This is a genomic window from Steroidobacteraceae bacterium, from assembly GCA_041395505.1.
Lineage (GTDB): Bacteria > Pseudomonadota > Gammaproteobacteria > Steroidobacterales > Steroidobacteraceae > JAWLAG01.
Genome location: JAWLAG010000001.1, coordinates 1828872 through 1855285, shown reverse-complemented (window position 1 = coordinate 1855285; position 26414 = coordinate 1828872). Strand labels below are relative to the sequence as shown.

Annotated in this window: 22 protein-coding genes and 1 tRNA gene; 2 read left to right on the top strand and 21 right to left on the bottom strand. The window is 60.0% G+C overall.

Features of this window, described 5'->3' with window-relative positions; translation table 11 throughout:
* Window positions 1–3 precede the first annotated feature (3 nt).
* The 8 genes from malQ to rimP form a co-directional block, all read right to left on the bottom strand.
* Window positions 4–1533: a 4-alpha-glucanotransferase gene (malQ, locus tag R3E77_08515; protein ID MEZ5499455.1), complete on the bottom strand. Its 1530-nt coding sequence runs from the start codon at window positions 1531–1533 to the stop codon at window positions 4–6.
* 29 nt (window positions 1534–1562) lie between these two features.
* Window positions 1563–3653, bottom strand: a complete 2091-nt coding sequence (gene pnp, locus R3E77_08510; GenBank protein ID MEZ5499454.1) for a polyribonucleotide nucleotidyltransferase — start codon at window positions 3651–3653, stop codon at window positions 1563–1565.
* 78 nt (window positions 3654–3731) lie between these two features.
* Window positions 3732–4001 (bottom strand): 30S ribosomal protein S15, encoded by a 270-nt coding sequence (gene rpsO / locus R3E77_08505; protein ID MEZ5499453.1) that lies wholly within the window; start codon window positions 3999–4001, stop codon window positions 3732–3734.
* Between the two features lie 79 nt (window positions 4002–4080).
* A complete protein-coding gene (truB, locus tag R3E77_08500) occupies window positions 4081–4983 on the bottom strand; it encodes a tRNA pseudouridine(55) synthase TruB (protein MEZ5499452.1) in 903 nt (300 codons plus the stop codon).
* Between the two features lie 31 nt (window positions 4984–5014).
* Window positions 5015–5386, bottom strand: a complete 372-nt coding sequence (gene rbfA, locus R3E77_08495) for a 30S ribosome-binding factor RbfA (protein MEZ5499451.1) — start codon at window positions 5384–5386, stop codon at window positions 5015–5017.
* A gap of 14 nt (window positions 5387–5400) precedes the next feature.
* Entirely contained in the window at window positions 5401–7929 is a 2529-nt protein-coding gene (infB, locus tag R3E77_08490) for a translation initiation factor IF-2 (protein ID MEZ5499450.1), read from the bottom strand.
* Between the two features lie 19 nt (window positions 7930–7948).
* The gene (nusA, locus tag R3E77_08485; protein MEZ5499449.1) at window positions 7949–9451 is read right to left on the bottom strand and encodes a transcription termination factor NusA; all 1503 of its coding nucleotides are present in this window, start codon (window positions 9449–9451) and stop codon (window positions 7949–7951) included.
* Between the two features lie 28 nt (window positions 9452–9479).
* Window positions 9480–9929: a ribosome maturation factor RimP gene (gene rimP, locus R3E77_08480; protein ID MEZ5499448.1), complete on the bottom strand. Its 450-nt coding sequence runs from the start codon at window positions 9927–9929 to the stop codon at window positions 9480–9482.
* A 400-nt stretch (window positions 9930–10329) separates the two neighbouring features.
* Here rimP and R3E77_08475 point away from each other — a divergent pair, with 400 nt between their 5' ends.
* Complete coding sequence (locus R3E77_08475; protein ID MEZ5499447.1) at window positions 10330–10692, top strand: hypothetical protein; 363 nt, start codon at window positions 10330–10332, stop codon at window positions 10690–10692.
* Window positions 10693–10774: 82 nt separating this feature from the next.
* Here the strand turns inward: R3E77_08475 and R3E77_08470 are convergent, their stop codons facing one another.
* Entirely contained in the window at window positions 10775–12511 is a 1737-nt protein-coding gene (locus R3E77_08470; GenBank protein MEZ5499446.1) for a DUF885 domain-containing protein, read from the bottom strand.
* 16 nt (window positions 12512–12527) lie between these two features.
* Entirely contained in the window at window positions 12528–13496 is a 969-nt protein-coding gene (locus R3E77_08465; GenBank protein MEZ5499445.1) for an aldo/keto reductase, read from the bottom strand.
* Window positions 13497–13540: 44 nt separating this feature from the next.
* On the opposite strand from R3E77_08465, the gene R3E77_08460 reads away from it, so the two are divergent.
* Window positions 13541–14692: a DUF2891 domain-containing protein gene (locus R3E77_08460; GenBank protein ID MEZ5499444.1), complete on the top strand. Its 1152-nt coding sequence runs from the start codon at window positions 13541–13543 to the stop codon at window positions 14690–14692.
* Between the two features lie 15 nt (window positions 14693–14707).
* On the opposite strand, the gene R3E77_08455 is transcribed toward R3E77_08460, so the two are convergent.
* The 11 genes from R3E77_08455 to nuoG form a co-directional block, all read right to left on the bottom strand.
* Window positions 14708–15367, bottom strand: a complete 660-nt coding sequence (locus R3E77_08455; protein ID MEZ5499443.1) for a carbonic anhydrase — start codon at window positions 15365–15367, stop codon at window positions 14708–14710.
* A 129-nt stretch (window positions 15368–15496) separates the two neighbouring features.
* Window positions 15497–16507: a hypothetical protein gene (locus R3E77_08450; GenBank protein ID MEZ5499442.1), complete on the bottom strand. Its 1011-nt coding sequence runs from the start codon at window positions 16505–16507 to the stop codon at window positions 15497–15499.
* A gap of 82 nt (window positions 16508–16589) precedes the next feature.
* Window positions 16590–16666 (bottom strand) — tRNA-Met (locus R3E77_08445).
* 74 nt (window positions 16667–16740) lie between these two features.
* Complete coding sequence (nuoN, locus tag R3E77_08440; protein ID MEZ5499441.1) at window positions 16741–18198, bottom strand: NADH-quinone oxidoreductase subunit NuoN; 1458 nt, start codon at window positions 18196–18198, stop codon at window positions 16741–16743.
* Between the two features lie 7 nt (window positions 18199–18205).
* Window positions 18206–19723 carry an NADH-quinone oxidoreductase subunit M gene (locus R3E77_08435; protein ID MEZ5499440.1) on the bottom strand — a complete coding sequence of 506 codons (1518 nt, stop codon included), beginning with the start codon at window positions 19721–19723 and terminating at the stop codon, window positions 18206–18208.
* A 20-nt stretch (window positions 19724–19743) separates the two neighbouring features.
* Window positions 19744–21750 (bottom strand): NADH-quinone oxidoreductase subunit L, encoded by a 2007-nt coding sequence (nuoL, locus tag R3E77_08430; GenBank protein ID MEZ5499439.1) that lies wholly within the window; start codon window positions 21748–21750, stop codon window positions 19744–19746.
* A 2-nt stretch (window positions 21751–21752) separates the two neighbouring features.
* Window positions 21753–22058: an NADH-quinone oxidoreductase subunit NuoK gene (nuoK, locus tag R3E77_08425; protein ID MEZ5499438.1), complete on the bottom strand. Its 306-nt coding sequence runs from the start codon at window positions 22056–22058 to the stop codon at window positions 21753–21755.
* Window positions 22055–22657 (bottom strand): NADH-quinone oxidoreductase subunit J, encoded by a 603-nt coding sequence (locus R3E77_08420; protein MEZ5499437.1) that lies wholly within the window; start codon window positions 22655–22657, stop codon window positions 22055–22057. The genes nuoK and R3E77_08420 overlap by 4 nt, the downstream gene beginning before the upstream one ends.
* Window positions 22658–22673: 16 nt before the next feature.
* Entirely contained in the window at window positions 22674–23153 is a 480-nt protein-coding gene (gene nuoI, locus R3E77_08415) for an NADH-quinone oxidoreductase subunit NuoI (protein ID MEZ5499436.1), read from the bottom strand.
* Between the two features lie 16 nt (window positions 23154–23169).
* On the bottom strand, window positions 23170–24258 hold the full coding sequence (gene nuoH, locus R3E77_08410; GenBank protein MEZ5499435.1) for an NADH-quinone oxidoreductase subunit NuoH: 1089 nt from the start codon (window positions 24256–24258) through the stop codon (window positions 23170–23172).
* The gene (gene nuoG, locus R3E77_08405; GenBank protein ID MEZ5499434.1) at window positions 24255–26411 is read right to left on the bottom strand and encodes an NADH-quinone oxidoreductase subunit NuoG; all 2157 of its coding nucleotides are present in this window, start codon (window positions 26409–26411) and stop codon (window positions 24255–24257) included. The genes nuoH and nuoG overlap by 4 nt, the downstream gene beginning before the upstream one ends.
* Window positions 26412–26414: the final 3 nt, after the last annotated feature.

The following is a 26414-nucleotide window of genomic DNA, read 5'->3' as shown; positions in this document are numbered from 1 at the left end:
CGCTCAAGCGCGCCCCCGCTGGCGCAGCTCCTCGGCAATGCGACGTCCCAACCGGTCTGTCAGCTGCGCCTCCATGAGCCGCCATTGCCAATTTCCGTCGGCCCGACCGGGGTAGTTTAGCCTAGCGGCCGATCCCAGACCGAGGAAGTCCTGCATCGGTGCCACCGCCAGGCAACTTGGTGAATCGAGTGCGCAGCGCAATATGCACCAATGTGGTTCATGCATCGAATCACCGAACCGGGCAAGCCGGTTGCTCACGCGCTGCGCCGCCTCACGCCCGGCTCTGCTCAAATCCTCATACCATCCCACGCTCGTGTCGTTGTCGTGCGTGCCTGTGTAGCAGATCGTGTCCGTGCCCTGCCGAGCGGCGTCCCACTCCGGATCCGCAAGCAGGAACTGAAGAACCGCCATACCGGGCAAACCGAGCCGCTCGCGCAACTGACGTACGTCTTCAGTAATGACACCGAGGTCTTCCGCGATCAACGGCAGGCGGCCGACACGTGCAGACAACGCCCGAAATAACGCATCACCCGGTCCTTCGCGCCAACACCCCTCGCGCGCGGTTTCGGCGCCGGCAGGTACCGACCAATAGCCGACAAAACCACGGAAGTGATCCATCCTGAGATAGTCAACCTGCCGGGCCAACGCCGCGATGCGCGCACACCACCAGTCAAAGCCACTCGCCGAATGATAGGGCCAGTCATAAAGCGGGTTGCCCCAGAGCTGCCCGCTGCTGCTGAAGTAATCGGGTGGCACTCCCGCAACGGCCGTCGGCCTTCCGTCGCCGTCCAACTGCAGTAACTCGCGGTGCAACCAGGCGTCAGCGCTATCCAGCGCTAGATAGATCGGCGCATCGCCGATCAGCGCCACCTGACGGCGTTTCGCGTGTTCGCGCAGTTGCCGCCACTGCCAGGCAAATATGAACTGTTCGAGCTCGATACGCTCGAGATCGGCGCGATAATGATTGACGAATCGGTGCAACGGAGCAATTTCGCGATTGCGATACTCCGGGGCCCATTCGTCCCATGCACGCTCACCATGCAACAACTTCAAATGGCGAAATTGCACGTAGCCATGCAACCAGTCCCGGTTGCGCAGGCGAAACGCCTCGAATTCCTGCTGCAATTCACCACCGGCACGGTCGAAAAACTCGCAGGCGACTTGTCGCGACAGGCTCTCACAACGGCGCTGCGCTTCCGGGTAGTGCGTCGCGGCACACGGGGCCTCGTGGTCGAATCGGCTCGATCGAAGCAGGCCGTACTGCTGCAGACCTGGCCAGTCGATGAACAGCGGGTTACCGGCGAATACCGACAGCGGCTGGTAAGGCGAATCGCCGTATCCGGTAGGACTGATCGGCAGGAATTGCCAATAGCGCACTCCGGTCGCCGCGAGGAAATCGATCCAGCGGCGGGCGTCCTGACCGATATTGCCGATCGGTCCGGCTCCCGGCAACGAGGAAATATGCAGGCACACGCCTGCCTTGCGGCTCGCCAACAAGCTTCCGGCGCCGGCAGCCGTCAAATCGTCGCGCACCGCGGCTACACCCGGCGCCGCCCTGGCGGTCAGGCTGCGGCGTCGACGTTTCGCATTGAGAGGCGAATGCGGCCCTGGCGGTCGATCTCCAGAACCTTGACACGCACCGTATCGCCTTCGCGCAACTTGTCGCTCACGCGCTCGACGCGTTCCTCGGAAATTTGCGAGATATGCACCAGACCATCCCGACCCGGAAGTATGGTCACGAAGGCGCCGAAATCCATGAGGCGCGCGACCTTGCCTTCGTAAATGCGGCCAACTTCGACATCGGCGGTGATCAGTTCGATGCGCCGCTGCGCTTCTTTTCCGGCGGCTCCAATGACCGAGGCTATCTTGACCGTACCGTCGTTTTCTATATCTATGGTGGTGCCGGTCTCTTCGGTGATCTGACGAATCACTGCGCCACCTTTGCCGATCACGTCGCGGATCTTCTCCGGATCGATCTTGATGGTGATGATCGAAGGCGCAAACTCGGACATGGTTTCGCGCGACTTCGACAGGACCTTGTTCATCTCACCCAATATGTGCAGCCGCGCCTCACGCGCCTGAGCCAGCGCGACTTTCATGATCTCAGGCGTGATACCTTCGACCTTGATGTCCATCTGCAATGCAGTGACGCCGCTGTCCGTTCCTGCCACCTTGAAATCCATGTCACCCAGGTGATCTTCATCGCCGAGAATGTCCGTGAGGACCTGATACTTGCTCCCTTCAAGGACGAGGCCCATGGCGACGCCTGCAACCGGCGCTTTGATGGGCACTCCGGCGTCCATCAGCGACAGGCTCGTACCGCAGACACTGGCCATCGATGACGAACCGTTCGATTCCAGGATTTCCGAAACGACTCGAATCACGTATGGAAATGTAGCCATGTCAGGCATTACGGCGTTGATGCCTCGCCGCGCCAGATTGCCGTGACCAATTTCGCGGCGCTTGGGCGAACCCATCATGCCGGTTTCACCGACCGAAAATGGCGGGAAATTGTAGTGCAGCATGAATGGTTCGCGCCGCTCTCCCTCGAGGGCATCGATTATTTGAGCATCGCGGGCGGTACCCAAGGTGGTGACCACCATCGCCTGGGTTTCCCCGCGGGTGAACAACGCCGAACCATGGGTGCGAGGGAGCACGCCCGTGCGAATGCTGATCGGGCGTACAGTGCGAGTATCGCGACCGTCGATGCGTGGTTCACCTCGCAGAATGCGCTGGCGGACGATCTGGCTCTCGAGGGTGAACAACTGGTCGTCAACCTGATCGGACGCCCATTTGGCATCTTCACCTTCACAAAGGGCTGCAACCGTCGCGGCCTTGACCTCACCAACACGCGCATAGCGCTCCTGCTTTTCGGTGATGCGGTAGGCATCGGCCAGCGCCGATTCCGCTTTGGCTCGAACCGCCGTAACGAGGGACTCCTCGGCGCTGGCGGGCTTGAAATCCCAGCGGGCCTTGCCAGCTTCCGCGACCAGCTCGTTGATGATCTTGATGGCCGCCTGCATCTGTTCGTGCCCGAAAACGACCGCACCCAGCATGACGTCTTCCGGCAACGTCTTGGCCTCGGACTCGACCATCAGCACCGCATGCTGGGTGCCCGCGACGACCAGGTGCAGTTGCGAGGCCGCAAGCTCCTTGGCCGTCGGATTCAACAGGTATTTGCCATCGCTGTACCCGACTCGCGCGGCGCCGATCGGGCCGTTGAACGGCACACCGGACAACGCCAGCGAGGCGGAAGCACCGAGCATTGCGGGAATATCCGCATCGAGATCCGGATCGAGCGAGAGGACCGTTGCGACAACCTGCACGTCATTGAAGAAACCGTCCGGGAACAGCGGTCGGATTGGCCGATCGATCAATCGGGAGGTCAGGGTCTCTTTCTCGCTGGGTCGGCCCTCACGCTTGAAAAAGCCACCAGGTATCTTGCCCGCCGCGTAGGTCTTCTCGACATAGTTGACGGTCAGCGGGAAGAAATCCCTGCCGGGGACGGCCTTCTTTGCAACGCAGGCCGTCACCAATACCTGGGTATCGCCCATCGATACCAGTACCGATGCATTTGCCTGCCGGGCCATTTCGCCAGTCTCAATGGTGACAGGGACTGATCCGTAATCGAAACGCTTCTTGATCGTGCTCACGCGAGAATTCCTTGACTTCCGAATGAAAGAAGCCGGTCAGGGCGCGGGGCCGCTAGCCGGCTATTTGGGATATCCGTGTTAGCGGCGCAGCCCAAGCTGCGTCACTATGTCCTGATATCGCTGTGGTTCAGTGCTCTTCAAATAGTCGAGGAGCTTGCGGCGTTGGTTAACCAGCTTGACGAGGCCGCGGCGGGAGGAGTGATCGCGCTTGTGCGCGGCAAAGTGCTCGCCAAGGCCGTTGATCCGTTCGGACAACAACGCGATTTGCACTTCAGCGGAGCCTGTGTCTTTCGGGCCACGGCGGAACTGTTCGACGATCCCGCTTTTCTTTTCGCTTGATAGAGGCATTACAAAACCTTCGTTGAATATGGATTGCTACCCTTGTTTTCGGGCGCGCATTCTACAGGCGCCCAACCGCCGGCTCAAGCTAAGTCCGCGAAATAAAAGAGCCTTTTGGGTCCCCTGCGGCACTCGCAATCAGGCGCAGCGGCCGCAACCGCCCGCCGGCGTCGGGCCCGCTGCCAAGCCCTATAAACCCGCCATCGGCCCCGTACAGCCGCACGACCCGCTCCAGCGAGGGATCGCAGTTACTCGTGAGATCGGCCGGGCAGGCAATCGGCTGGCCCTGCATGATCCGGCGCGCGGCCTCTGCCGCCAGGAGTGCGGCCGGAAGATGCCCGAGCGCCGCGTCCGGCGCGAGCAGGCCCGGGTCTTCACCACGCGCGATGCGATCCTCGAGTTCATTGATTTTGATCATGTCTGACTCGGCAAAAGGCTCGACGTAGCTGCGCCGCAGCGAGCTGCAGTGCCCCACCGTGCCCAGGGCACTCGCGATGTCTTCGGCGAGTACCCGGACGTAGGTCCCTTTGCTGCATAGTACATGCAGGCGCAGATGCGAGGCCCCAAGCTCGCGCAACTGAAGCGCATCGATGACGATGGGCCGCGACTTGCGCTCGATTACCTGCCCTTCGCGGGCCAGTTTGTAAAGGCGTTGCCCCTCGTGCTTCAACGCTGAATACATCGGCGGGATTTGTGTGCCGGCGCCTTCGAACGACCGAAGCGCCGAAATCACGCGATCCATGTCGAGCGCCGGCACCGGCGCAGTCGCCACGACTTCGCCTTCGTTGTCCCCTGTACTGGTCCGTGAGCCCAGCGAAATACAGAACTCGTAACCCTTGCGGCCCTGCATCAGGTAGGAAACGAGCTTGGTTGCCTCGCCCACACACAATGGCAACATGCCGGTGGCCAGCGGATCCAATGTGCCTGCGTGACCCACCTTGGGCCTGCCAAGCAAATGTCGGACACGGCCCACTGCGGCCGCCGAGGACATGCCCGCCGGTTTATCCAGCAGCAATACGCCGTCAACCACCGTGTTGGTCAGCCGCTGTCGCGGCGGCGATGAGCCGCGTAAGCCGGTCAGCGCGATCGATAGTCTCGTCGACCACGAAGTGCAGACGCGGCGCGTGCTTGATACGCATTTCGCGGCCCAATTCGCCGCGCAGATGACCCGCCGCGCTGTTCAGGCCCGCCGCCACCTGCGCCGCGTCTTCGTGGCCACCGAATGGCACGAAGTAGACACGCGCCGACTTGAGATCCGGCGCCATATCGACAGCGGTTAGAGTCACCTGCTTGATACGCGGGTCACTCAGACCCCGCCCCAGCTTTTCGGCGAGGGCTCGCTTGATACCCTCCGCCAGGCGCTCGCGGCGCGTGCCTTGTTGTCCAAAGCTCATTGGTCACGCCCGCCTCAGGCGAGAGCGCGGGCGACCTCGACGCGTGCGAAGCACTCGATCTGGTCTCCAACGCGAACGTCCTGGTAGTTCTTCACGCCGATTCCGCATTCCGTACCAGCTCGAACCTCGTTTACATCGTCCTTGAAGCGTCGCAAGGACTCTAGTGCGCCTTCGAATATGACAACGTTGTCCCGTAGTACGCGAATCGGGTTGTTGCGGCGCACGGTCCCTTCGCGCACCAGACAACCGGCGACCACGCCAAAACTGCTTGACCGGAACACTTCGCGAACCTCGGCGACGCCGACGATCTGCTCCTTCACTTCAGGCGCAAGCATTCCCGTCATGCGTTGTTTGACGTCGTCGATCGCTTCGTAGATTACGCTGAAGTAGCGGACTTCGACTCCGGTATCCTTCAGTGCATCGCGCGCTGCGGCATCCGCGCGAACATTGAAACCGATAAGCAATGCCTTGGATGCAGCCGCCAACTGCACGTCCGACGCCGTAATGCCACCCACGCCACTCGCGATGACTTTGGCATGTACCTCGTCGTGCGCAAGTTTGGTCATCGCCTCGGACAGCGCCTCGGAGCTACCCTGCACATCCGCCTTGATGACGATGTTGACGACGCCGGGCTTGCCATCGCCCAATTGCGAGAACACGTCCTCGACACTGGTCGTCTGCTTGGCGAGCTTGACATCGCGCTGCTTCGCCTGCCTGTGCATTGCAACTTCGCGCGCTTTGCGCTCACTTGCAACCACCAGCAGTTCCTCGCCAGCGCTCGGCGCACCCGACAAGCCAAGTACCGCGACGGGCATCGATGGCAGCGCCTGCTCTACCGAGTCGCCTACTTCATTGAACATGGCGCGGACCCGACCGAATTCCTGCCCGGCAACGATCGGGTCGCCGAGTTTGAGTGTGCCTTTCTTCACCAGGACCGTTGCGACTGCGCCACGTCCTTTTTCTATGCTGGACTCGATGACGCTGCCACTCGCAAGGCCTGTCCGCGGCGCCTTCAACTCGAGAACCTCGGCCTGCAGCAGAAGCGATTCCAGCAGCTGCTCTATGCCCTCACCGGTCTTGGCGGACACGCGAACGAATATCGTGTCACCACCCCATTCCTCGGATATGACCTCGTACTTGGACAGGTCCGTGCGTACGCGGTCGAAGTCAGCATCCGGCTTGTCAATCTTGTTGACCGCAACCACCAGTGGGACACCCGCTGCCTTGGCATGTTGAATGGCTTCGATGGTCTGCGGCATGACGCCGTCATCCGCTGCGACCACCAGCACTACGATATCCGTCGCTTGTGCGCCGCGGGCGCGCATTGCGGTAAATGCCGCATGACCCGGCGTATCGATGAAGGTAACGACTCCGCGCGGAGTTTCCACGTGGTAGGCACCAATGTGCTGGGTAATACCGCCTGCCTCGCCTGCCGCCACCTTGGCGCGACGAATATAGTCGAGCAAAGAGGTCTTGCCATGGTCGACATGTCCCATGACGGTGACCACCGGAGGACGTGGCTCCCAGTCCTCTACGCTGATTTCCTCGCCCTGGAGATCTTCTTCGAGCTCATCGGCCTTCAGCGCCTTGGCCGTGTGGCCCATCTCCTCGACCACGAGAATCGCGGTATCCTGATCGATGGCCTGATTGATCGTCGCCATGACTCCCATTTGCATCATGGCCTTTATGACTTCCGTCGCCTTTACTGCCATCTTTTGCGCAAGCTCGGCAACCGTGATCGTCTCGGGCACCGCCACCTCGCGAATGACCGGAGCGGTCGGCATCTCGAAACCGTGCTTGGCCTCGACGGAAACGACCGAACGATCACGCTGGCGTTTCTTCTTCTTGTAGCGGGAACTGACATCGCCCGCGACATGCAGCTGTTCGCGGCCGTATTTGGTGCGGCTATCACCGGCCGCAGCGGATTTGCGGCCGCGCTCGGGACCGCGCGGCTGTTCGGAGCCACGGGTGCGTGCCGGCGGCGGCGTCTCGACCACCGGTGCCGGCGGCGGCTCGACCGGCGCCTGTTCAGCTGCGCGTCTCGCTTCCTCCTGCGCCCGACGGGTCGCGGCCTCTTCCTCGATGCGCCGGCGGTTTTCTTCATCGATCCGCTCGCGCTCGAGACGTTCGGCCTCCTGTCGTTCGCGTTCAGCGCGCTCCGCATCTTCCTGCGCCTTGCGCTGCTTTTCGATCTCTTCCTGCTGTTCGGCAGCCTGCTTCTCCAACAGGTCGCGCTTGACGTAGGTGCGCTTGCGCCGCACTTCGACGTTGACGGTGCGCGCACGACCCTGGGTGCTCGCAAGCTTCAATTCGCTCTGAGTGCGTCGCTTGAGCGTGATACGTGCCGGCGCAGCGGCTGAGCCCGTTTCCGGCGCCAGACCGTGGCTGCGCCGCAGGTGCGTAAGCAGCTCGAGCTTGGCGTCCTCGGTGATCTGAGCGTCCGGTCCGGCCACCTTGATTCCAGCCTGATCGAGTTGCGCAAGCAGCCGGTCAACCGGCACTTTGAGAACTTCCGCAAATTGTGCAACCGTTACTTCTGCCATATGCGCAGTCTCCAGCGTTCTAGCGTCCCGCCTCGAACCAGTTCTCCAGCTCGCGCGCCTTCATGATTAGAGAACCCGCTTGCTCTGAGCTGAGTCCTTCAATGTCGGAAATATCGTCAATCGCCTGTTCAGCAAGCTCTTCGCGCGTGCGCACACCACGACGGGCCAGTGCGAGCGCAAGGTCCGGTTGCATGCCCTCGAGCAGTAACAGATCGTCGGCTGGAAGATTCTGGTCAAGCGTTTCCTCGCTCGCGATGGCCTGGGTCAGGAGCACGTCACGCGCACGGTTGCGCAGCTCATTGACGATCGATTCGTCGAACTCCTCGATGCCAATCAGCTCCGATTGCGGAACATAGGCAATTTCCTCGATGGTCGAGAACCCCTCCTGTACCAGAATCGTCGCGACGTCCTGATCGACGTCGAGTTGCTTCATGAAACTCTCGATGAGTTCCTTGGCCTCGGATTCGCTCTTGGCTTCCGCATCGGACTCGGTCATGACGTTGAGATCCCAGCCGCTCAGCTGGCTGGCGAGCCGGATGTTCTGGCCACCCCGACCGATCGCCTGCGACAACTTGTCCTCGGCCACAGCAATATCCATGCTGTGCGACTCCTCGTCCACGACGATCGACAGAACCTCGGCTGGCGACATCGCGTTGATCACGAACTGTGCGGCGTTCTCGTTGAACGGGATGATGTCGACGCGCTCGCCTGCAACTTCGTTCGAAACCGCCTGCACGCGCGAACCGCGCATACCGACGCAAGCACCCACCGGGTCGATGCGTGGGTCGACACTCTGCACTGCTATCTTCGCCCGCACGCCCGGATCGCGGGCCGCGCCGAGGATCTTGATGAGACCCTGCCCGACCTCCGGAACTTCGAGTTTGAATAGTTCGATGAGGAACTCGGGCGCCGAGCGCGTCAGAAACAACTGCGGTCCGCGCGGTTCGGATTTGACTTCGCGCAAATAGGCCTTGATGCGATCCTGGGGCTTGACGATTTCCCTCGGAATCATGTCGCTGCGCGAGACGAATCCCTCGGCATTTCCACCGAGATCGACATAGATGCCGTTGCGGTCGACTCGCTTGACCACGCCGGACACCAGGGTATTGACCCGGTCCTTGTATTGCTCGACAACCTGGATGCGCTCCGCCTCGCGCACCTTCTGCACGATGACCTGCTTCGCCTGCTGGGCCGCGATGCGCCCAAAGGCGACCGACTCCATGGGCTCCTCGACATAGCCGCCCACTTCCGCTTTCGGATTCATGTCGAGCGCATCTTCCAGCCGCAGTTCGCGCACCGGCTCCTCGAGCTCATTGGAGTCATCGGCGAACACCTTCCAGCGTCGGAATGTATCGTAGTCGCCGGTCTTGCGATCGATCGCCACGCGAACATCCCACTCCTCGCCATGCTTCTTGCGCGTGGCAGAAGCCAGCGCAGCTTCGAGCGCTTCGAATATGACTTCTTTTTCAACGCCCTTTTCGTTCGAAACGGCGTCGACGACCATCAGGATGTCCTTGTTCATGACAGCACCCTCAATTGACCTGTCCTCGTCACGGCGCGAGCCGTGCTTTGTCTATCTCGTTGTAACGCATGGCGACGTTCTCGCCGTCGACCAGCAACTGGACGCCATCGGCATCCACATGCGCGAGCGTGCCGGTATAGCGGCGACGGCCGTCGCGTGGAGTCAACAGCTGCACCAGCACCCTCGACCCCGCAAATCGCTCGAAATGCGCCGGTTTGCGCAAAACTCGGTCGAATCCCGGCGATGAAACCTCGAGCGAATATGGCATCGAAATAGGGTCTTCGACATCGAGCAGAGCCGACAGGTGCCGACTCGCGCGTTCGCAGTCCTCGACACGAATCCCCGCCGCGTTGTCGATGAAAACGCGCAAAGTCGCGTGGCGCCGTCCTGCCTGGTATTCGAGATCGACCAGCTCATAGTCAATCTCGCGCAACGCGCTCTCGCACAGGGCAAATAATTTTTCCCGCAGACCATTCATCGATCGGACATTGCACTCCGGCCGCTACGCCGCAAATAAAAAATGGGCCCATGGCCCATTTGTCGCTGCGCATAAAAAAAGCCCCTCGGAGGGGCTGTACACACATGCACATCGTGCGATGACTCCACTGAGTTCCGCACGCCGCCGCTCCGAGGTGGCGCGGCAGCGGCCGGCATTCTAGGCCAAAGGAGGGAAACACTCAAATGATGCTGGCCACCTCATTGTCGGCCGCGGCCGACATGTAACTATCTGTTTTATTTGACTTTTGGGGTTACCAATTCCGGGTTGCGGGGGGCAACCAGGCAAAAAGTCGCCGTTTCGTAACAGAAATGGCGCCATGTTTCGTAGCCCTGTTTCGCATTTTCCCGCTAAACCATTGAAATCGCAGTCTATTTAACATATGGCACGGGAGTTGCTTTCCATTGCCTGGGCAGCGAGCCCTGATGACATGGAATCGACAAGGAGAGCGATGATGAAACAGCACAAATTGCTTGCCCTTATTGCCGCGAGCGCGGCGGCCGCATTCGCGGTGGCGGGTGAAGTGAAGGAAAGCGGCCAATTCGCCACCCTGGATGCCGACCACGACGGGCGCATCTCGGCCACTGAGGCCCAGCACGATGCCAAGACCGCCGGTGCCTTTGTCGCGGCCGACAGCGATCAGGATGGCTATCTGAGCGAATCGGAATTCGATGCCATCAAAACGCCCGAAGGCGCGGCATCTCCGGATGCCACTACCGACGGCGATTCAACCGACGGCAAATAGCCGCAGTGTCGTCCCCGCCGTCCCATCCGGGACGGCGGGAAGGCTTGATCGATGGCTGTCTGAGGCGGCCAGACCCTCGCGCCTAGAACACGGCCCGGGGCTGCTCCTCGTGCATCATGGCGGCGCGCACCAACGGGATGGGCGGCCCGCCATAACCCAGGAACTGATCGTGAAATTCCTTGAGCCGACTGCGATCGCCGCCGGTCCAGTCGTCGCGCAACTTTCGAATCAGCAACTTGCCCATGGTGTAGTTGAGATACGCCGGGTCGTAGGTGCCTCTTGCAGCTTGCTGTCGCGCATTGCCCTCGTCCTGGTAACACTCTTCGCGGAACATCTGCAAGGACTCACTCGCTGACATCCCTCGCGCATGCAAACCGATTGCCGAAAGAAATCGGCAATTGCGCAGCAAGGCATTGGACAGTTGGCCGATGTGGGTCTCGGGATCGCCGTTATCGAGACCCGCATCCCACATCATCTCCTCGGTGTAGTGCGCCCAGCCTTCGGCAAACGCGTAGCCGACGAACACTTTCCCAAAAATGGATTTGGCGCGATTGGCATGAAGGAAGTTGAGGAAATGGCCCGGCCAGACTTCATGGACCGACGTGAACAGCAGGTCCTTGCGTCCTGGGACATAGGCCTCTCGTTCGGCGGGCGACCATGTCGGATCGGGCGGCGAAATGTAATAGACCGATGGCAGGCCCTTCTCGTAAGGGCCTGGAATGTCGATATAGGCGGAGTTCTGTCGGTTGTAAGGCGGCGACTCCTCGACCAGTGCCTCCTCCGTGCCCGGTATCGAGACGATTTGATGATCGACGAGGAACTGGCGCAGTCCGGGAAGTTGCCTGCGTGCCTCGGCGACCGGCCCACCCGCGCCTTTGTTATCGTTCATTTTCTGCATGCAGGCGCCCAATGTGGCGCCGGGCGCAAATTTTGCGCAGGCGTCGCCAAGCGCCTCCTGATTGCGCGCAAGATCCGCGCGCCCGATGCGCTCGAGCTCATCGAGCGTGGTATCGACGGCCTCGGTCTCCCGTAGCATGCGCAGGAACCGCTCGCCCCCCAGTGCAAAATCCTGGGTCGCCGTCTTGCGCTGCGCGGCGACCCAATCCGCCATGGCGGTCATGGCCGTGGACGCCTCTTTCGCGGCCATATCGAACTCGCTTTGCAGCGCCGGATCCTGAACCGTTGCAAAAGCCGCCTTGGCATCGCCTGTGTAATAGCTGGCGAAACCGCGGAACCCGGGCTCGGCGTAGTCCACGAAACTCAGGGGCATAGGGGTGCGAAGATTTGCCTTGATCTGGGCAAGCACGGTCGGGATTGCCCTGGCGTACTTGATGAACGCGCGCATTCGCGTCGCCGGATCGGCATAAGGCCTGGCAATGTAGACATTGGGATCGAGCCCTGCGTCGAAATACCATGAAACGTTTGAGTGTGGCGCATCCGCATCTTCAAGCCAGAATAGTTGCTTGCGTGCCACATGGCCGAGGTAGTCGCGTTCGAATCTCTGCTCTGGCGACAACGAGTCGGCGCGGAAGGCATTTGCCCGTGTCAGGTTTTCCTTGAGGAAGGCGATCTGGGCTGCAAGCCCTGCGTTCGTCCAGTCGGCAGCCTGGCCGTCGTACTCGTGACGACCCTGGTAAACCGCAAATGCCGGATTGTGCCGAAAGTAGCCTTCGATGAAATCGTGGCTGAATTGTTCCCACTCCGCGGATTCCCGCGGTTTCGCCGCCACGCTGCCGGTATCGGTTTTGCGCGCGCAGCCAGTCGCCGCGATGATGGATACCAGCAAGATTGAAATCAGCGTTCCGCGATTCTTGGCCATCAACGACTCCACTATCTCATCCTACGCGGCGCATTTCTGCGACCGTCAGCCGCAGCTTCGCGGCGGCTACGTTTTGCTCGAGGTGCTCGAGCGACGATGTGCCTGGTATCGGCAGCATCACCGGCGAACGTGACAACAACCATGCCAACTGTGCCTGCGGCAGGCTGATCGCACGATCGCTGGCCAACTGCTCGAGCGCTGCCTTGGCGCCTGTATCCGCAGTCGAATCCCGCCCCGATTTGCCGAGTGGTGCCCAGGGGATGAATGCAATTCCGTCGCGCTCGCAAATCTCCAGAACCGCGTCGGATCCGCGATCCGCCACGTTGTAACGATTCTGGACCGAAACCACGGGCACGATGGCCCTTGCCTTTGCAAGTTGCTCGATGTTGACGTTCGATACGCCGATGTGACGGATCTTTCCTTCCTTCCGCAGTCGCGCCAATTCACCGATCGAGTCCTCATAAGGGACCTTGGAATCCGGCACGTGGAGCTGATATAGATCGATCCGCTCGACCTTCAGTCGTTTCAGGCTGCCTTCACAGGCCTCGCGCAGATGCTCGGGCCTGCAATCGGGTACCCAGCGATTTGCACCAGGGCGCAGTAATCCACCCTTGGTGGCAATCACAAGATGGCGCGGATAGGGATGCAGGGCCTCTGCAATCAGACGTTCGCTGACGAAGGGGCCGTAGGAATCGGCCGTATCTATGAAATCAACGCCGAGTTCAAGCGCCCGGCGCAATACGGTACGGCAAGTGCGCGCATCGGCCGGCTCGCCCCAGATACCATCCCCGGTAAGTCGCATCGCGCCATAACCCATGCGTGCAACGCTGAGGTCCGATCCCAAGGAAATTCGGCCAGCCCGCGCCGCGGCCCGGCTCGCAGCCCCGGCGCCCTGCGGTCTGCCGATGGCAATCGTCGCAGCCGCTAATCCTGCTGTACTCACGCCGAGGAATCTCCGTCGGTCTATTGTCGTGCGTGTATTCATGATTGGGTTCATGCTACGCCCCCGCTCCAGACGAAACCAGCCCGGTGTCGCTCGGCGAATCGGGCTCGACCGAATTGCAGTTTGCTATGCTCGGCGCAACCGCGGTTGAGAGCAAGGCCATGGAATTGTCATCATGCAGCGTATTTGCACGAGGCATGACGCCTTGGCTCGCCATGTTCGTATTATCGCTGTTTGCGAACCTGGCGCGCAGCGAAAACATGGATGTGGCGGCGGTGGCACGATTCGTGAACCTCGCGCTTGCGTGCGTGCACACAGAATACCCCAACAAGATTTCCCATGTGCTGAATGACGCGAGCGATGTCGCGCCGCCGCACGAGTTGGCACCCGCATTCTATGGTTGCTACGACTGGCACTCGGCCGTACATGCGCATTGGCTGCTGGCGCGTGCCCGCGCTCGATTTCCCGACGGCTCGTTCGTGCCGGTGGCGAGCGCCGTGCTCGAGCAGGATCTATCGGCAGAAAAAATCCTCGCTGAGCTAGATTACCTGCGCGGCGCCGGGCGCAGCTCATTCGAACGCCCCTATGGCCTCGCCTGGCTTCTGCAGCTTGCTGCGGAGCTCGATCACCCCGCCGCGCTCGAGCCACTCGAACAGGAGGCGGCTCGGCGCATCCTCGATTGGCTCCCAATGCTTCACTACCCAATTCGGACTGGCGAGCACAATCAAACAGCCTTCGCGTTTGGCTTGATCTGGGACTGGGCGCAGAGTGCGGGCCATGACGATATGAAGCAGTTGTTGCGGCAAAAGGCGCGCGAATTCTACCAATCAGACCGTCGCTGTCCCCTGCTCTACGAACCATCCGGCGAGGACTTCCTGTCGCCTTGCCTCGCCGAAGCGGATTTCATGCGTCGCGTGCTTGGGCAAAGCGAGTACTCGGCCTGGCTCAGCGCCTTTCTGCCGCAAATTCCTCGTGATGGGTCGACGCGCTGGCTGCCGCCCGGAGTTGTGACGGATCGTAAGGACCCCAAATTGGCACACATCGATGGACTCAATCTGAGCCGAGCCTGGATGCTGCGCGGCATCGCCAAGGCGTTGCCCGTCCGTGATCCGCGCCGTCGCGCTCTGCTCGCCTCGTTCGCCGCTCACCGTGAAACGGCCCTGCCGGCAGTGACGGGCGAACACTACGAAGGCGGTCACTGGTTGGGTACTTTTGCGCTGTACCTCGAGACGCAGTAGCCGCGATCGCCGTACCTAGCCGGGCGAACCTGTCGGCCCGGGATAATTCACTTCCTCGAGCCGGCCGCTGTCGACATCGTAGATGAACCCCCGCACGCCGACCGCATCGGCACCGCTCGTCGGTATCCACGGGTGATTCAAGATTGACGATATGCCCCGGCGCACATCCCATGCCAGCCGCGCAATATTCTTGTCATCTCGTGGCGCATCGAGTGGCTCGATCGCACCGCGGAAGGCATGAAAGGCCGCGGGTGTCGCCGAGCACTTGTGAGGACTCGTGAACGCTCGAGCCGTGGCCTGGCCGATGAGTTTCTCTGCACCTGGATCACCCTCGAGCCCCGCCTTCAACAAATCGTCCGTAAATGCCAGCATGCCGCAGCGCGTGTGGTGAATCAGTATGAACTCCCTGGTATTGAGCAGGTGATGCGAAATAATCAGCGACCGGAGCGCATCTTCGGTTACGACACCGCCGGCATTGCGGATGACGTGCGCTTCCCCCGTCTGCAGGCCAAGCAGCCCGTCAATGTCAAGGCGCGCGTCCATGCAGGCCAGCACTGCAACCCGCTTGGCGGGTTGTATCGGCTGCTTGCCGGGGTAAACGGGTCGATGCAAGGCATCGCCTGCTGCATAACGCGTGTTGTTGCCAACCAGTTGATCGACTATTGATGCCACCATTGCAGACCCTCTCGATTGAATTACTCATCGGATTACCAACGGTGTCGATCGTAGCGATTGCATTGGCTTTGCCTCATACCGCCTCTGCCATAGGCAGATGGCGGGCGTGTCATGACCTGTCGACGGAAATCACCCGGACGGCTCTCTCCCGGGCTCAAGAGCCGCCTGCCTGGCATCCAGCGCAGAAAGCCCGTTGACCGCGCGAAATGCCAGATCGCCGTCGAGTTCCTGCAGACCTTGCAAGTATTTCTCAAGTACAAATGATTCCTCGTGCGCTAGTTCAGCCAGGCGGTAGTTCAAATCGGCATCGGCGCCGATTGATGCACTGGCTTGAGCCAGCAGGGCGCGCTCCAGCTCGCGCCATTGCTCCAGGGCCGTTCGCCTCATTTGCCGATCGAACAGGTCCTGATCGATGCGCCCCAATTGCAGCAGGTACCATAAGTCGTAGAAAGTCGTGCGCAGCCTGATCGCGCTCGCAGTGTAGCCCTGCCATTGCCTATGACGCGACATGACCTGCGAAAAACTTGCATCTTCACCGCCTTTATTGAGCTGCCAGTGCGTGCCGGTTGTCGCCGGCTGCAGTGGTATTTCATTCGTATGGGTAGCCGGATCAACAGAGCGAGGCGACTTGCCGATGTCGGATTCCGTTCCTCCGCGCCATATGACAACACCGCAGGCAGCAATCGCCAGCGTTAGGGCGATGATCCTAAGGTTCGGGTGCACAGGTGGCACCGGCGCGTCAGTGTCGCTTTCGACTGTCGCCCGTGTGGGCAGGCTGTTGATCAGGCGGACAGCTGACTCCTGGTCAGTGGCCCAGCATTGCACGTGGTCGTGGCGCGGCGTCGCCAGATAGATGTCGATGCGTTGTCCCTGGCGAGTCGCGCTTTGCACAGCTTCGCGCGCGAAAATTTTCGAGAAACGCCAAGCAAATGGCCAGCTGGCGCGAACACGTATGGCAACAGAGCCCTCAGCGTTGACGGCCAAAGTGCCATGAAGAGACATATCAAGAAACTGCAGTATGCGAGCGACGTAGTGAGGGACGAACGCGCGAGCCAAAACCCGGACCTGGGTTTCAAAATGAGCTGCAGTCGCAACCGTGTCGGCACGCCGTCGAATCGCTACGACATTGCGCATGGCCATCCGCCGAGATCAGCCGCTACACTTTACGCGCGGTAATTCCTGGCGAACATGTAGCGTTCGCAATAATGGGACACACTGAAATTGGTAGCGGGGGCAGGATTTGAACCTGCGACCTTCGGGTTATGAGCCCGACGAGCTGCCAGACTGCTCCACCCCGCACCAGTCGCATGCAAGACTTTGTATTTTAGCGGCAGGAGCCAGGGCATGGCAACCGGTTTGCCCGCATAGGCAAATCAGCCTGAAGCAAGCAGCTGTGAACACCAGGCCAGCAGGGCATGGGGGAGCAGGCCCAGCGCCAGCACGGCGACGGCGTTCAGGGTCAGGACGGCTCTCACAGCCGGCAGCCGCTCGCCGCCTGGCAACTCGCCCGGTGCATCGAAATACATGACCTTCACGATTCGAAGGTAATAGAAGACACCGATAACGGACACGGCAGCCGCGATCATTACCAGAGCGGTATGCTGCGTCTGCCAAAGGACCTGGAAGATCGTCAATTTGGCCCAGAAACCCACGAATGGCGGAATGCCCGCGGTCGAGAACATGAGGAACATCATGCAAAGCGCGAGCAGCGGATCGCGCTTGCCAAGCCCGGCATAGGAACTGATTTCGTCGGCTTCGACCCCATCGCGACCGGCCAGCAAAATCACGCCGAAGGACCCGAGCACCATCAACACGTAGGCGATCGTGTAGTAAAGAGCCGCCTCGTAACCCGCTTCGTTGCCGGCAACGAAGCCGAGCAGGATGAAACCGACATTTCCGATTGCCGAGTACGCCAACAGCCGCTTGAGATTGGTTTGGGCGACTGCGACGACATTGCCAATGACGAGCGAGAGCACGGCAATCACCGTCAACGCACGACTCCAGTCATCACCGATCGTCTCAAGGCCATGGCCAAGCAGCCGGAACGCGAGCGCGAATGATGCCAACTTGGGCGCGCTCGCAATGAATCCAACCACTCCGGTAGGCGCTCCGTGGTAAACATCCGGTACCCACATGTGGAACGGCGCAGCGCCAAACTTGAAGGCGATGGCAACTACCAGGAACAACATGCCGAGTAGCACGCCCGGTCCCGGCGCCTGCTCAACCAGTCGCGCACCCAGCTCATCGAGCTGCAAGGTACCTGTCAAACCGTAAATGAGCGACATTCCGTACAGCATGGCACCGGATGCTATGGCTCCCAGCACGAAATACTTGATCGCCGACTCAGCCGCAACACCCGAATCGCGATCGAAAGCCACCATGGCGTATATCGACAGCGCCTGCAGTTCGACACCAACATAAAGTGTGAGCAAGCTATTAGCGGATACGATAACGAATATACCGAGCAACGCAGTGAGAGCGAGAATGTAGTACTCGCCCTTCAAAATGCCGCGCCGTTGCAGATAGTGCCGCGAGTAGAACAGCGCGACGGCTGTCGCCAGAAAAGCGAGCAGCTTCAGAAAGGTCGCGAGCGGATCCGCAACGTAGGAGCCACCGAACATGACCACGGTGGACTCGAGGCTCGCCGTCTTCAAGGTGAGAACTGCGCCGGCGAGCAGAGTCACGAGGCTCAATGTCGGCATGTAGGTACGACCTTCACGGGCGGTGAAAGCATCGACCAGGAGCAGCAGGCAGATGGCCGTACCGAGAAAAATCTCCGGGATTGCCGGCTGCAGTGCCACCCAATCGATCATGTTAGCGATGCTTGGCATGTCCACCCTACGGAACCAGTTTGCTCAAGGTAACTTGCTCGATCAGCTGCACCACTGAAGCTTGCGTCACTTCGAGCAAAGGAGCTGGCCACACGCCGATCAGCAATACCAGCAGAGCCAACGTGAGCAGTACGATTGTTTCGCTGGCACCTATATCGCGCAACTCGGCAACATCACTATTCGCAACTGGTCCGAAAATGACGCGCTTCACGAGCCATAGCGTATAGGCGGCACCGACGACCAAGGTCGTTGCCGCGAGGATGGCATACCAGACATTGGCCTTGAAGCTCGCAATGATGACGAGAAACTCGCCGACGAATCCCGAGGTGCCGGGCAAGCCCGCGTTTGCCATCGCGAACAACACCATGAATGCCGCGAAACGCGGCATGGTATTGATGACGCCGCCATACGCCGAAATCTCGCGGCTATGCACCCGGTCGTACATCACACCCACGCACAGGAACAGCGCGCCGGAGACGAGCCCATGCGAGACCATTTGAACGATAGCGCCATCAATACCCATGCCGGCTCCCGATGGATCGCCATGCCGGGCGACAATGTCGAATGCGATGAATGCGCCGAGCGTCACGAAACCCATATGGGCAATCGACGAGTAGGCGATGAGTTTTTTCATGTCCTGCTGAATGAGCGCGACGAAACCAATGTATACGACCGCTATCAGCGAGAGCCCGATGATCAGGCTGTCCAGCTCGCGACTGGCATCCGGCGTGATTGGCAGGCTGAATCGCAGGAAGCCGTATCCTCCCATTTTCAGCATGATGGCTGCGAGGATCACCGATCCGCCGGTCGGTGCCTCGACATGCGCGTCGGGTAGCCAGGTGTGCACCGGCACCATCGGTATCTTGACCGCAAAAGCCAGCAGAAACGCCAGGAAGATCCAGCGCTGCTCCACGATGCCGAGCGGCAAACCCTGCAGGGTCGCAATTTCGTAGCTGCCCGACTGCAGGTACATGTAGATCAGGGCAACAAGCATGAACACCGACCCGAGGAAGGTGTAAAGGAAGAACTTCAATGTCGCGTAAACCCGGCGTGGACCTCCCCAAATACCAATGATGAGAAACATCGGTATCAACATTGCTTCCCAGAAGAAATAGAATAGCAACGCGTCGAGGGCTGAGAAAACTCCGACCATCAGGCCTTCCATGATCAGGAAGGCGGCAAGATAGCTCGCAACACGCTCCTTCACGCTGGTCCAGGCGGCAATTACGACCGGTATGGTCATGAAGGTCGTGAGCAGAATCAGGGGCAGCGAAATGCCATCGATTCCAAGTCGGTAGAAGGCATTGAAAGCCGGTATCCACGGCGCGAATTCCTGGAACTGGAACGCCGCGGTCGCAGGATTGAACCCCGTGTACAGCGGCACCGATAGCAGGAAGGTAACGACCGCCATGATGAGCGCAAGGAGGCGAGCGAACGCCGCGCGGCGATCACCCAATGTGAGCAGCACGATACCGGTACCGATGGGTATCCAGATGATCAGGGAAAGTAGCGAAAGCTTCAGCATGCGAGTACCGGTCCAGATTCCTAGTGCGCGAATATCAGGAACCAGCCCAGCAACAAGGCAAGTCCGATACACATCCAGAATGCATAACTGTAGAGATAACCGCTTTGAAGGCGGCGCCCCCACCCGGCCACGGCGGCAACTATGCCGGCACTGCCGTTGACGATGCCGTCATCGATCAGGAACCGATCCCCAACCCGAAAGAAGACTCGACCAAGGCCACGCGCGCCGGCTGCGATTACATTCTCATTGAACCAGTCGAAGTAGTATTTGTTGTCGAGGATCCGCCGAATCCATGCCAAGCGTCGCTCGGCAAGATCTGCAATCTGCGGCTTTGCCAGAAAGACCAGCCATGCGACCAGCACACCCGCGAGCGCCAACCAGAATGGCGCCGACTGCAAGGCGTGCTCTGCCATCGCGAGCGGACCATGGAAATCGCCTTCAAGTTCTCCGAGCACGTCGTGCTGTGCCAGCACGAGTATCGACTCACCGAAATAGCCGCCGAAAGCCACCTGTTGCACCGTCAAATAGCCAACGACAATCGAAGGTATCGCCAATGCTATCAACGGCAATGTCACCACCCACGGACTCTCATGTGGTTCATGTTCATGCGGAGCAGCATGTTTGTGAGCGTCATGTGAGCCGTGATCACTGCCATGCCATCGCGGCTTGCCGTGGAATGTCAGGAAGATCATGCGAAACGTATAGAGGGCCGTAACGAACACTCCGGCAAGCACGCAGAAATGCGCGTATGCGGCGAATGGGCGATGAGATTCGGCCACTGCTTCGATGATCAGGTCCTTCGAATAGAAGCCCGAAAACAGCGGTGTTCCGATCAAAGCCAGCGCGCCTATCCAGCAAGTGATTGCGGTGATTGGCATCTTGCGCGCAAGACCCCCCATCTTGCGCATATCCTGTTCGTGGTGCATGCCTATGATCACCGAACCGGCAGCGAGAAACAGAAGCGCCTTGAAGAAGGCATGGGTCATGAGATGAAAAATCGCGACGCTATAGGCAGATGCACCAAGCGCCACCGTCATGTAGCCCAGTTGCGACAAGGTCGAATAAGCCACGACACGTTTGATGTCGTTGTTGACGATACCCAGGAACCCCATGAACAGCGCAGTCGTCCCGCCAATGAGGAGAATGAACGAAAGCGCCGCCTCGCTGTATTCGAACAACGGCGACAGGCGCGCGACCATGAAAATGCCGGCCGTGACCATGGTCGCCGCGTGAATCAGCGCCGAGATCGGTGTTGGGCCTTCCATTGAGTCGGGCAGCCAGACATGCAGCGGCACTTGTGCCGATTTACCCATCGCGCCAACGAACAGGCAGATGCAAATGAAGGTCAACGCCTCGACGTTGGTACCCGCAGTCAACGGCAGGGTCGCAGACTTGATATCGGGCGCAGCAGCGAATGCCGCATTGTAATCGAGCGATCCGGTGAAATACACGATACCGGCAATGCCCAATACGAAGCCGAAGTCACCGATCCGGTTGACGACGAAAGCCTTCAGGTTGGCGAAAATTGCGCTGGGGCGCGTATACCAAAAGCCTATCAAGAGATAGGAAACGAGTCCGACCGCCTCCCAACCGAAGAATAGCTGCATGAAGTTGTTCGACATGACCAGCATCAACATCGCAAACGTGAACAACGAGATATAGCTGAAAAACCGCTGATAGCCCGGATCATCACGCATGTAGCCGATGGTGTACACGTGCACACAGAGCGAAACGAAAGTCACCACGCACATCATCAGCGCGGTCAGACGATCGACCAGGAATCCGACCTCCATGCGAATGCCGTCGCTGACAAGCCAGGTATATACACTGTCATTGAATGTCGGCATGCCCTGCCAGAGCAGGCTGAGGGTCTGGAAGGACAGGATCGCCGAAAGAGCAACTGCGGCAATGGTCAGGCTATGCGCTCCGACGCGCCCGATGATCCGGCCTGCGAGTCCCGCAATGAGGGCCGCGACCAGCGGAGAAAACGCGATCAGCAGCAAGTGATTGGGATTGAGGCTCAGCACAACTAACCCCGCATCGAGTCCAGATCGGCGACGTTGATGCTCCGTCGCTCACGAAACAGCACGACCAGGATTGCAAGCCCGATCGCCGCCTCGGCAGCGGCCACCGTCAGCACGAAAAAGACGAATATCTGCCCGTTGATGTCACCCAGGAAGCGGGAGAAAGCGACAAAATTGAAATTGGCTGCAAGTAACATCAGTTCGATGCACATCAGCAGCAGAATGAGATTCTTGCGATTGATGAATATTCCGGCAACCGCGATTGCAAACAGCACTGCCGCGAGCGTCAACAGATGTGCCAATGTGATCACGAGCGTTTCTCCGGGTTCATCTTGACGATACGAACGCGATCGGCTCGTCGCACTGCCACTTGGGCCGAGATGTTCTGCGCTTTGAGTCCCGGACGCTTGCGCATGGTGAGCGCTATTGCCGCCACGATCGCGACCAGCAGCAGGATCGCCGCGAGCTCCACAGGATAGAGATAGTTCGAGTACAGGACCTCGCCCAGCTCGCGGGTATTGGAGTAGCCCTCGGGTAACGCGGCCGCACCCTGCGTAGCATCGACCCCCAGGGTTCGAGCGGTGACTACGCCAATCAACTCTGCAGCGATCACCATCGCCACCAACCAGCCCAACCAGGCATATCGGGCGAACCCTCGGCGCAATTCCTCGAAATTGATGTCGAGCATCATGACCACGAACAGGAATAACACCATGACGGCGCCGACGTAGACCAGAATGAGCACAAGAGCGAGGAATTCGGCTTCGATGAGCAACCAGATGACGGCGCTGGTGACGAAACACAGTACCAGGCACATCGCCGAGTAGACCGGGTTGCGCGTGATGATCATGCCAAGCGCAGCGGCGATCAGCACAGCCGACACCATATAGAACAGTACCGTAATCAGCACTCCAATGACTCCCTCGTCAGCGATACTGCGAATCGGCGGCCTTGTCAGCCGCGATCATTGCTTCGTAGCGATCGCCAATGGCAAGCAGTTTGTCCTTTGACATGATGTTCTCGCCACGCGCCTCCATGTGATACTCGTGGATGCGTGTCTCGACAATTGCATCGACCGGGCAGGCTTCTTCGCAGAAACCGCAATAAATGCACTTGAACAAATCGATGTCATATCGCGACGTGCGCCGCGTGCCGTTGGCCGACACGGATGATTCGATCGTGATCGCGAGCGCGGGACATACCGCTTCGCACAACTTGCAGGCAATGCAGCGTTCTTCGCCATTCGGGTAGCGGCGCAGCGCATGCAACCCGCGGAAGCGTGGCGACTGCGGAGTCTTTTCCTCAGGGTAGTTGACAGTCACCTTTTTCTTGAACAATGACCTGCCGGTGACGGTCATGCCCTTCAGCAGCTCGGCCAGAAAGAACGTCTTGAATATGCTGCGCATTGACATCATGCAAGCCTCAGGCGCGCCACGGACCAATTTTCGCCAGCGCCATCAGGCCCTCGACTGCCACCCAGAGCAGGGTGACGGGAATGAGCACCTTCCAACCCAGACGCATGATTTGGTCATAGCGATAGCGGGGAAATGTCGCGCGAAACCAAAGGAAACAGAACAGGAAGAAGAACAGTTTGGCGAACAGCCAGAAAAAGCTCGGCGCTGCAAGCCAGGCGAGCCACGCCGGCGCACCTGCAGCATCGAGTACACCCTCGAAGGGACTCAGCCAACCGCCCATGAAGAATACCGCGACCAGTGCCGAGATGAGGATCATGTTTGCATACTCGGCGAGGAAGAACAGCGCAAACGCAATTCCCGAATACTCGACATGGAAGCCCGCGACGATTTCCGACTCGCCCTCGGCCACGTCGAACGGCGCGCGATTTGTTTCCGCAACGCCCGAGATCAGGTACACGATCCAAAGCGGCGCGAGCCACAACCAGAACCAGTTGAGCACACCGCCCTGCTGCGCCCGTACGATATCACCGAGATTGAGCGAGCCGGAGGCCATGATCACGCCGATCAGCGCAAATCCCATGGCAATCTCGTAGGCCACGATCTGCGCCGCCGAACGCATGGCACCCAGAAACGCATATTTGGAATTGGCTGCCCAGCCGGCCAGTATCACGCCGTAGACACCAACCGACGTCAATGACAATACATAGAGCAGACCAGCATCGATATCGGCAAGAACGAGGTCCGGAGACAGCGGGATAACTGCCCACACGGCGAAGGCGGGTATCAGGGTGATAGCGGGTGCGATCCGAAACAAAAGCTTATTGGCACTGGAGGGGACCACCACTTCCTTGACAAGGAGTTTGATCACATCCGCGAACGGCTGAAATATTCCGGGCAGCAAGCCGAACAGGCTACCCACACGATTGGGACCCTTGCGAAGCTGCATCCAGCCAATCACCTTGCGCTCGAGCAAGGTCGTGAACGCGACACTCAGAATCAGCGCGACTGTTACGACGATTATCCACACGGTGGAGCGCAGCAGGCCCAAAGGATGCTGCCACCACGCCACCAGCAATGATTGCAGGTTGTCGATCACGACGGATACTCGCGTACGGCAGCGCGCCCGGCTAGCGTGGCAGCAAGCGCGGGTGCACGGCGCAGCATGGCGTCGAGCTGATACATCGGAATGTCACGCAGCGTGCCTGATACCGCGGGACCTTTTGGCATTCCGGGCATACGCGCCGCAGCTGCTCCTGGCGCGATATTTTCCCGCGCGCGATCGCGCACCTGGTCGGCCGAATCGAACTCGAAATCAGGGACCTGCAGAAGGTTCCCCAATACTCGTGCAACCTTCCACCCAGGACGTGCCTGACCGGGCGCAGTAGCGATGCCCTGCTGACTCTGCCAGAGCCCCTCCAGGTTGACGTAGGTCCCAGCGCTTTCTGCAAAACCCGTGATGGGCAAAAGCACGTGCGCTACGGCGCGCAAGGCATCGTTTGCGAATGGTGTAGCCGCAATGACTGTCTGCGCGCCCCGCAAGGCGGCATGGCTATCGAAACTACCTGTCTCGCACCACGGTTCGACACCACCAAACAGCAGATAACAGCGCAGGCTACGCTGCAGCATCTGTCGCGCATTGAGTCCGCTTTGGCGGGGTACGGCACCGGCCAGCCAGGCGCCGCGTGCATTGCCGCCTTCTGCGAGTATTCCGAGCGACGCACCGGTGACGTCGCAAAGCGCACCAGCCAGCGCCTGCAACTCGGCATAAGCCGGATGCCGTTGCGCGAGCGCGCCGAGCCAGATGGCGCGCGGACCCTCGCCTACGAGCGTCGCGGCGATTTCCCGGTGTACGGTCTGTACCGCGTTTGCATCGAAGCCGCTGTCGCGAAGGAGCGCCGGCGGCGAACGGCCACTCGCCGCACAGGCAGCATGGAGAACCGCCGCGAGGTCTGCCGCAAGCGTGTTGGCAGCGGACTCGACGTAGTTCGCTACCGGAAAGAAATATTCGTAGCGCGCCGGATTGATGAACGACACTTGCGCACCGCGCAGCGCCGCGCGGCGCAGCCGATGTGCCAGCAGCGGCAGTTCCGAGCGCAGGTTCGAGCCAAGGACGAGTACCGCCCGCTGGCTTTCGGTGTCGGCAATCGCGTGACCCAGGTCCGGCATGCCGCAGCCGAAATCGTCGGCACGGAAATCAAGCTGACGCAGCCGGTGATCGATATTGCCCGGTCCGCGCGCACGGCTAATGGTCGCAAGCAGGTAAAGCTCTTCGACCGTGGCATTGTCGGCTGCCAGGATCCCAAAGGACTCCGCCGCCTCGCTGATCGCCTCGGCCGCCCGCTCGAGCGCCTCCCGCCATGGCACCGTGCGCCAACTGCCATCCTCATTGCGTAGCGCCGGTTCGACAAGCCGATCGGGACTATGCAGCGCCTCATAACTGAACCTGTCCCGGTCCGCGAGCCAGGTTTCGTTGATGGCGTCGTTGCTGCGAGGCACCACACGCATCAAGCGGCCACGCAGCACGTGCCCGAACATGTTGCTGCCGACTCCGTCGTGGGGCGATATCAGTTCGTGCTGGGTCATCTCCCAGGCGCGTGCGCTGAATCTGAATGGCTTGCTATTGAGCGCACCGACCGGGCACAGGTCGATGATGTTGCCGGACAATTCATGGTTCACGGCACGTTCTATATAAGTGCCAATCTGCATGTCCTCACCGCGTCCGGTCGTGCCCAACTCGGGAAAACCTGCAATCTCCTGGCCGAACCTGACACAGCGCGTGCAGTGAATGCAGCGTGTCATGTCGGTGGATATCAGCGGACCCAGATTCTTGTCGCGAACGATGCGTTTACGTTCATGGAACCTGGATATGTCGCGGCCAAAACCCATCGCAAGATCCTGCAATTCGCATTCGCCACCCTGATCGCAGATCGGGCAATCGAGCGGGTGATTGATGAGCAGAAACTCCATGGTTGCCTTCTGCGCCGCAATGGCTTTCGGCGAACGCGTGAAGATTTTCATGCCCTCGGCGACCGGTGTGGCGCACGCCGGCAGTGGTTTCGGCGCCTTCTCCACTTCCACCAGGCACATGCGGCAATTGGCCGCCACGCTCAGTTTGTCGTGATAACAAAAGCGCGGAACATAGCATTGGTGCGCATCGGTTACGCGAATGATCATTTCGCCCTTCGGCGCTTTCATGGCAACGCCGTCGACTTCGATATTGACCATGTCATCCTGCGGGTTGGCAGCCATGCG

Coding starts and splice junctions, on each gene's coding strand:
- R3E77_08475 (MEZ5499447.1), top strand. CDS start 10,330: ATGGCACGGGAGTTGCTTTCCATTGCCTGGGCAGCGAGCCCTGATGAC.
- nusA (MEZ5499449.1), bottom strand. CDS start 9,451: ATGAACAAGGACATCCTGATGGTCGTCGACGCCGTTTCGAACGAAAAG.
- rbfA (MEZ5499451.1), bottom strand. CDS start 5,386: ATGAGCTTTGGACAACAAGGCACGCGCCGCGAGCGCCTGGCGGAGGGT.
- infB (MEZ5499450.1), bottom strand. CDS start 7,929: ATGGCAGAAGTAACGGTTGCACAATTTGCGGAAGTTCTCAAAGTGCCG.
- truB (MEZ5499452.1), bottom strand. CDS start 4,983: ATGTCCTCGGCGGCCGCAGTGGGCCGTGTCCGACATTTGCTTGGCAGG.
- rpsO (MEZ5499453.1), bottom strand. CDS start 4,001: ATGCCTCTATCAAGCGAAAAGAAAAGCGGGATCGTCGAACAGTTCCGC.
- R3E77_08470 (MEZ5499446.1), bottom strand. CDS start 12,511: ATGGCCAAGAATCGCGGAACGCTGATTTCAATCTTGCTGGTATCCATC.
- R3E77_08455 (MEZ5499443.1), bottom strand. CDS start 15,367: ATGGTGGCATCAATAGTCGATCAACTGGTTGGCAACAACACGCGTTAT.
- R3E77_08465 (MEZ5499445.1), bottom strand. CDS start 13,496: ATGAATACACGCACGACAATAGACCGACGGAGATTCCTCGGCGTGAGT.
- nuoG (MEZ5499434.1), bottom strand. CDS start 26,411: ATGGCTGCCAACCCGCAGGATGACATGGTCAATATCGAAGTCGACGGC.
- nuoI (MEZ5499436.1), bottom strand. CDS start 23,153: ATGCGCAGCATATTCAAGACGTTCTTTCTGGCCGAGCTGCTGAAGGGC.
- nuoN (MEZ5499441.1), bottom strand. CDS start 18,198: ATGCCAAGCATCGCTAACATGATCGATTGGGTGGCACTGCAGCCGGCA.
- rimP (MEZ5499448.1), bottom strand. CDS start 9,929: ATGAATGGTCTGCGGGAAAAATTATTTGCCCTGTGCGAGAGCGCGTTG.
- R3E77_08435 (MEZ5499440.1), bottom strand. CDS start 19,723: ATGCTGAAGCTTTCGCTACTTTCCCTGATCATCTGGATACCCATCGGT.
- R3E77_08450 (MEZ5499442.1), bottom strand. CDS start 16,507: ATGGCCATGCGCAATGTCGTAGCGATTCGACGGCGTGCCGACACGGTT.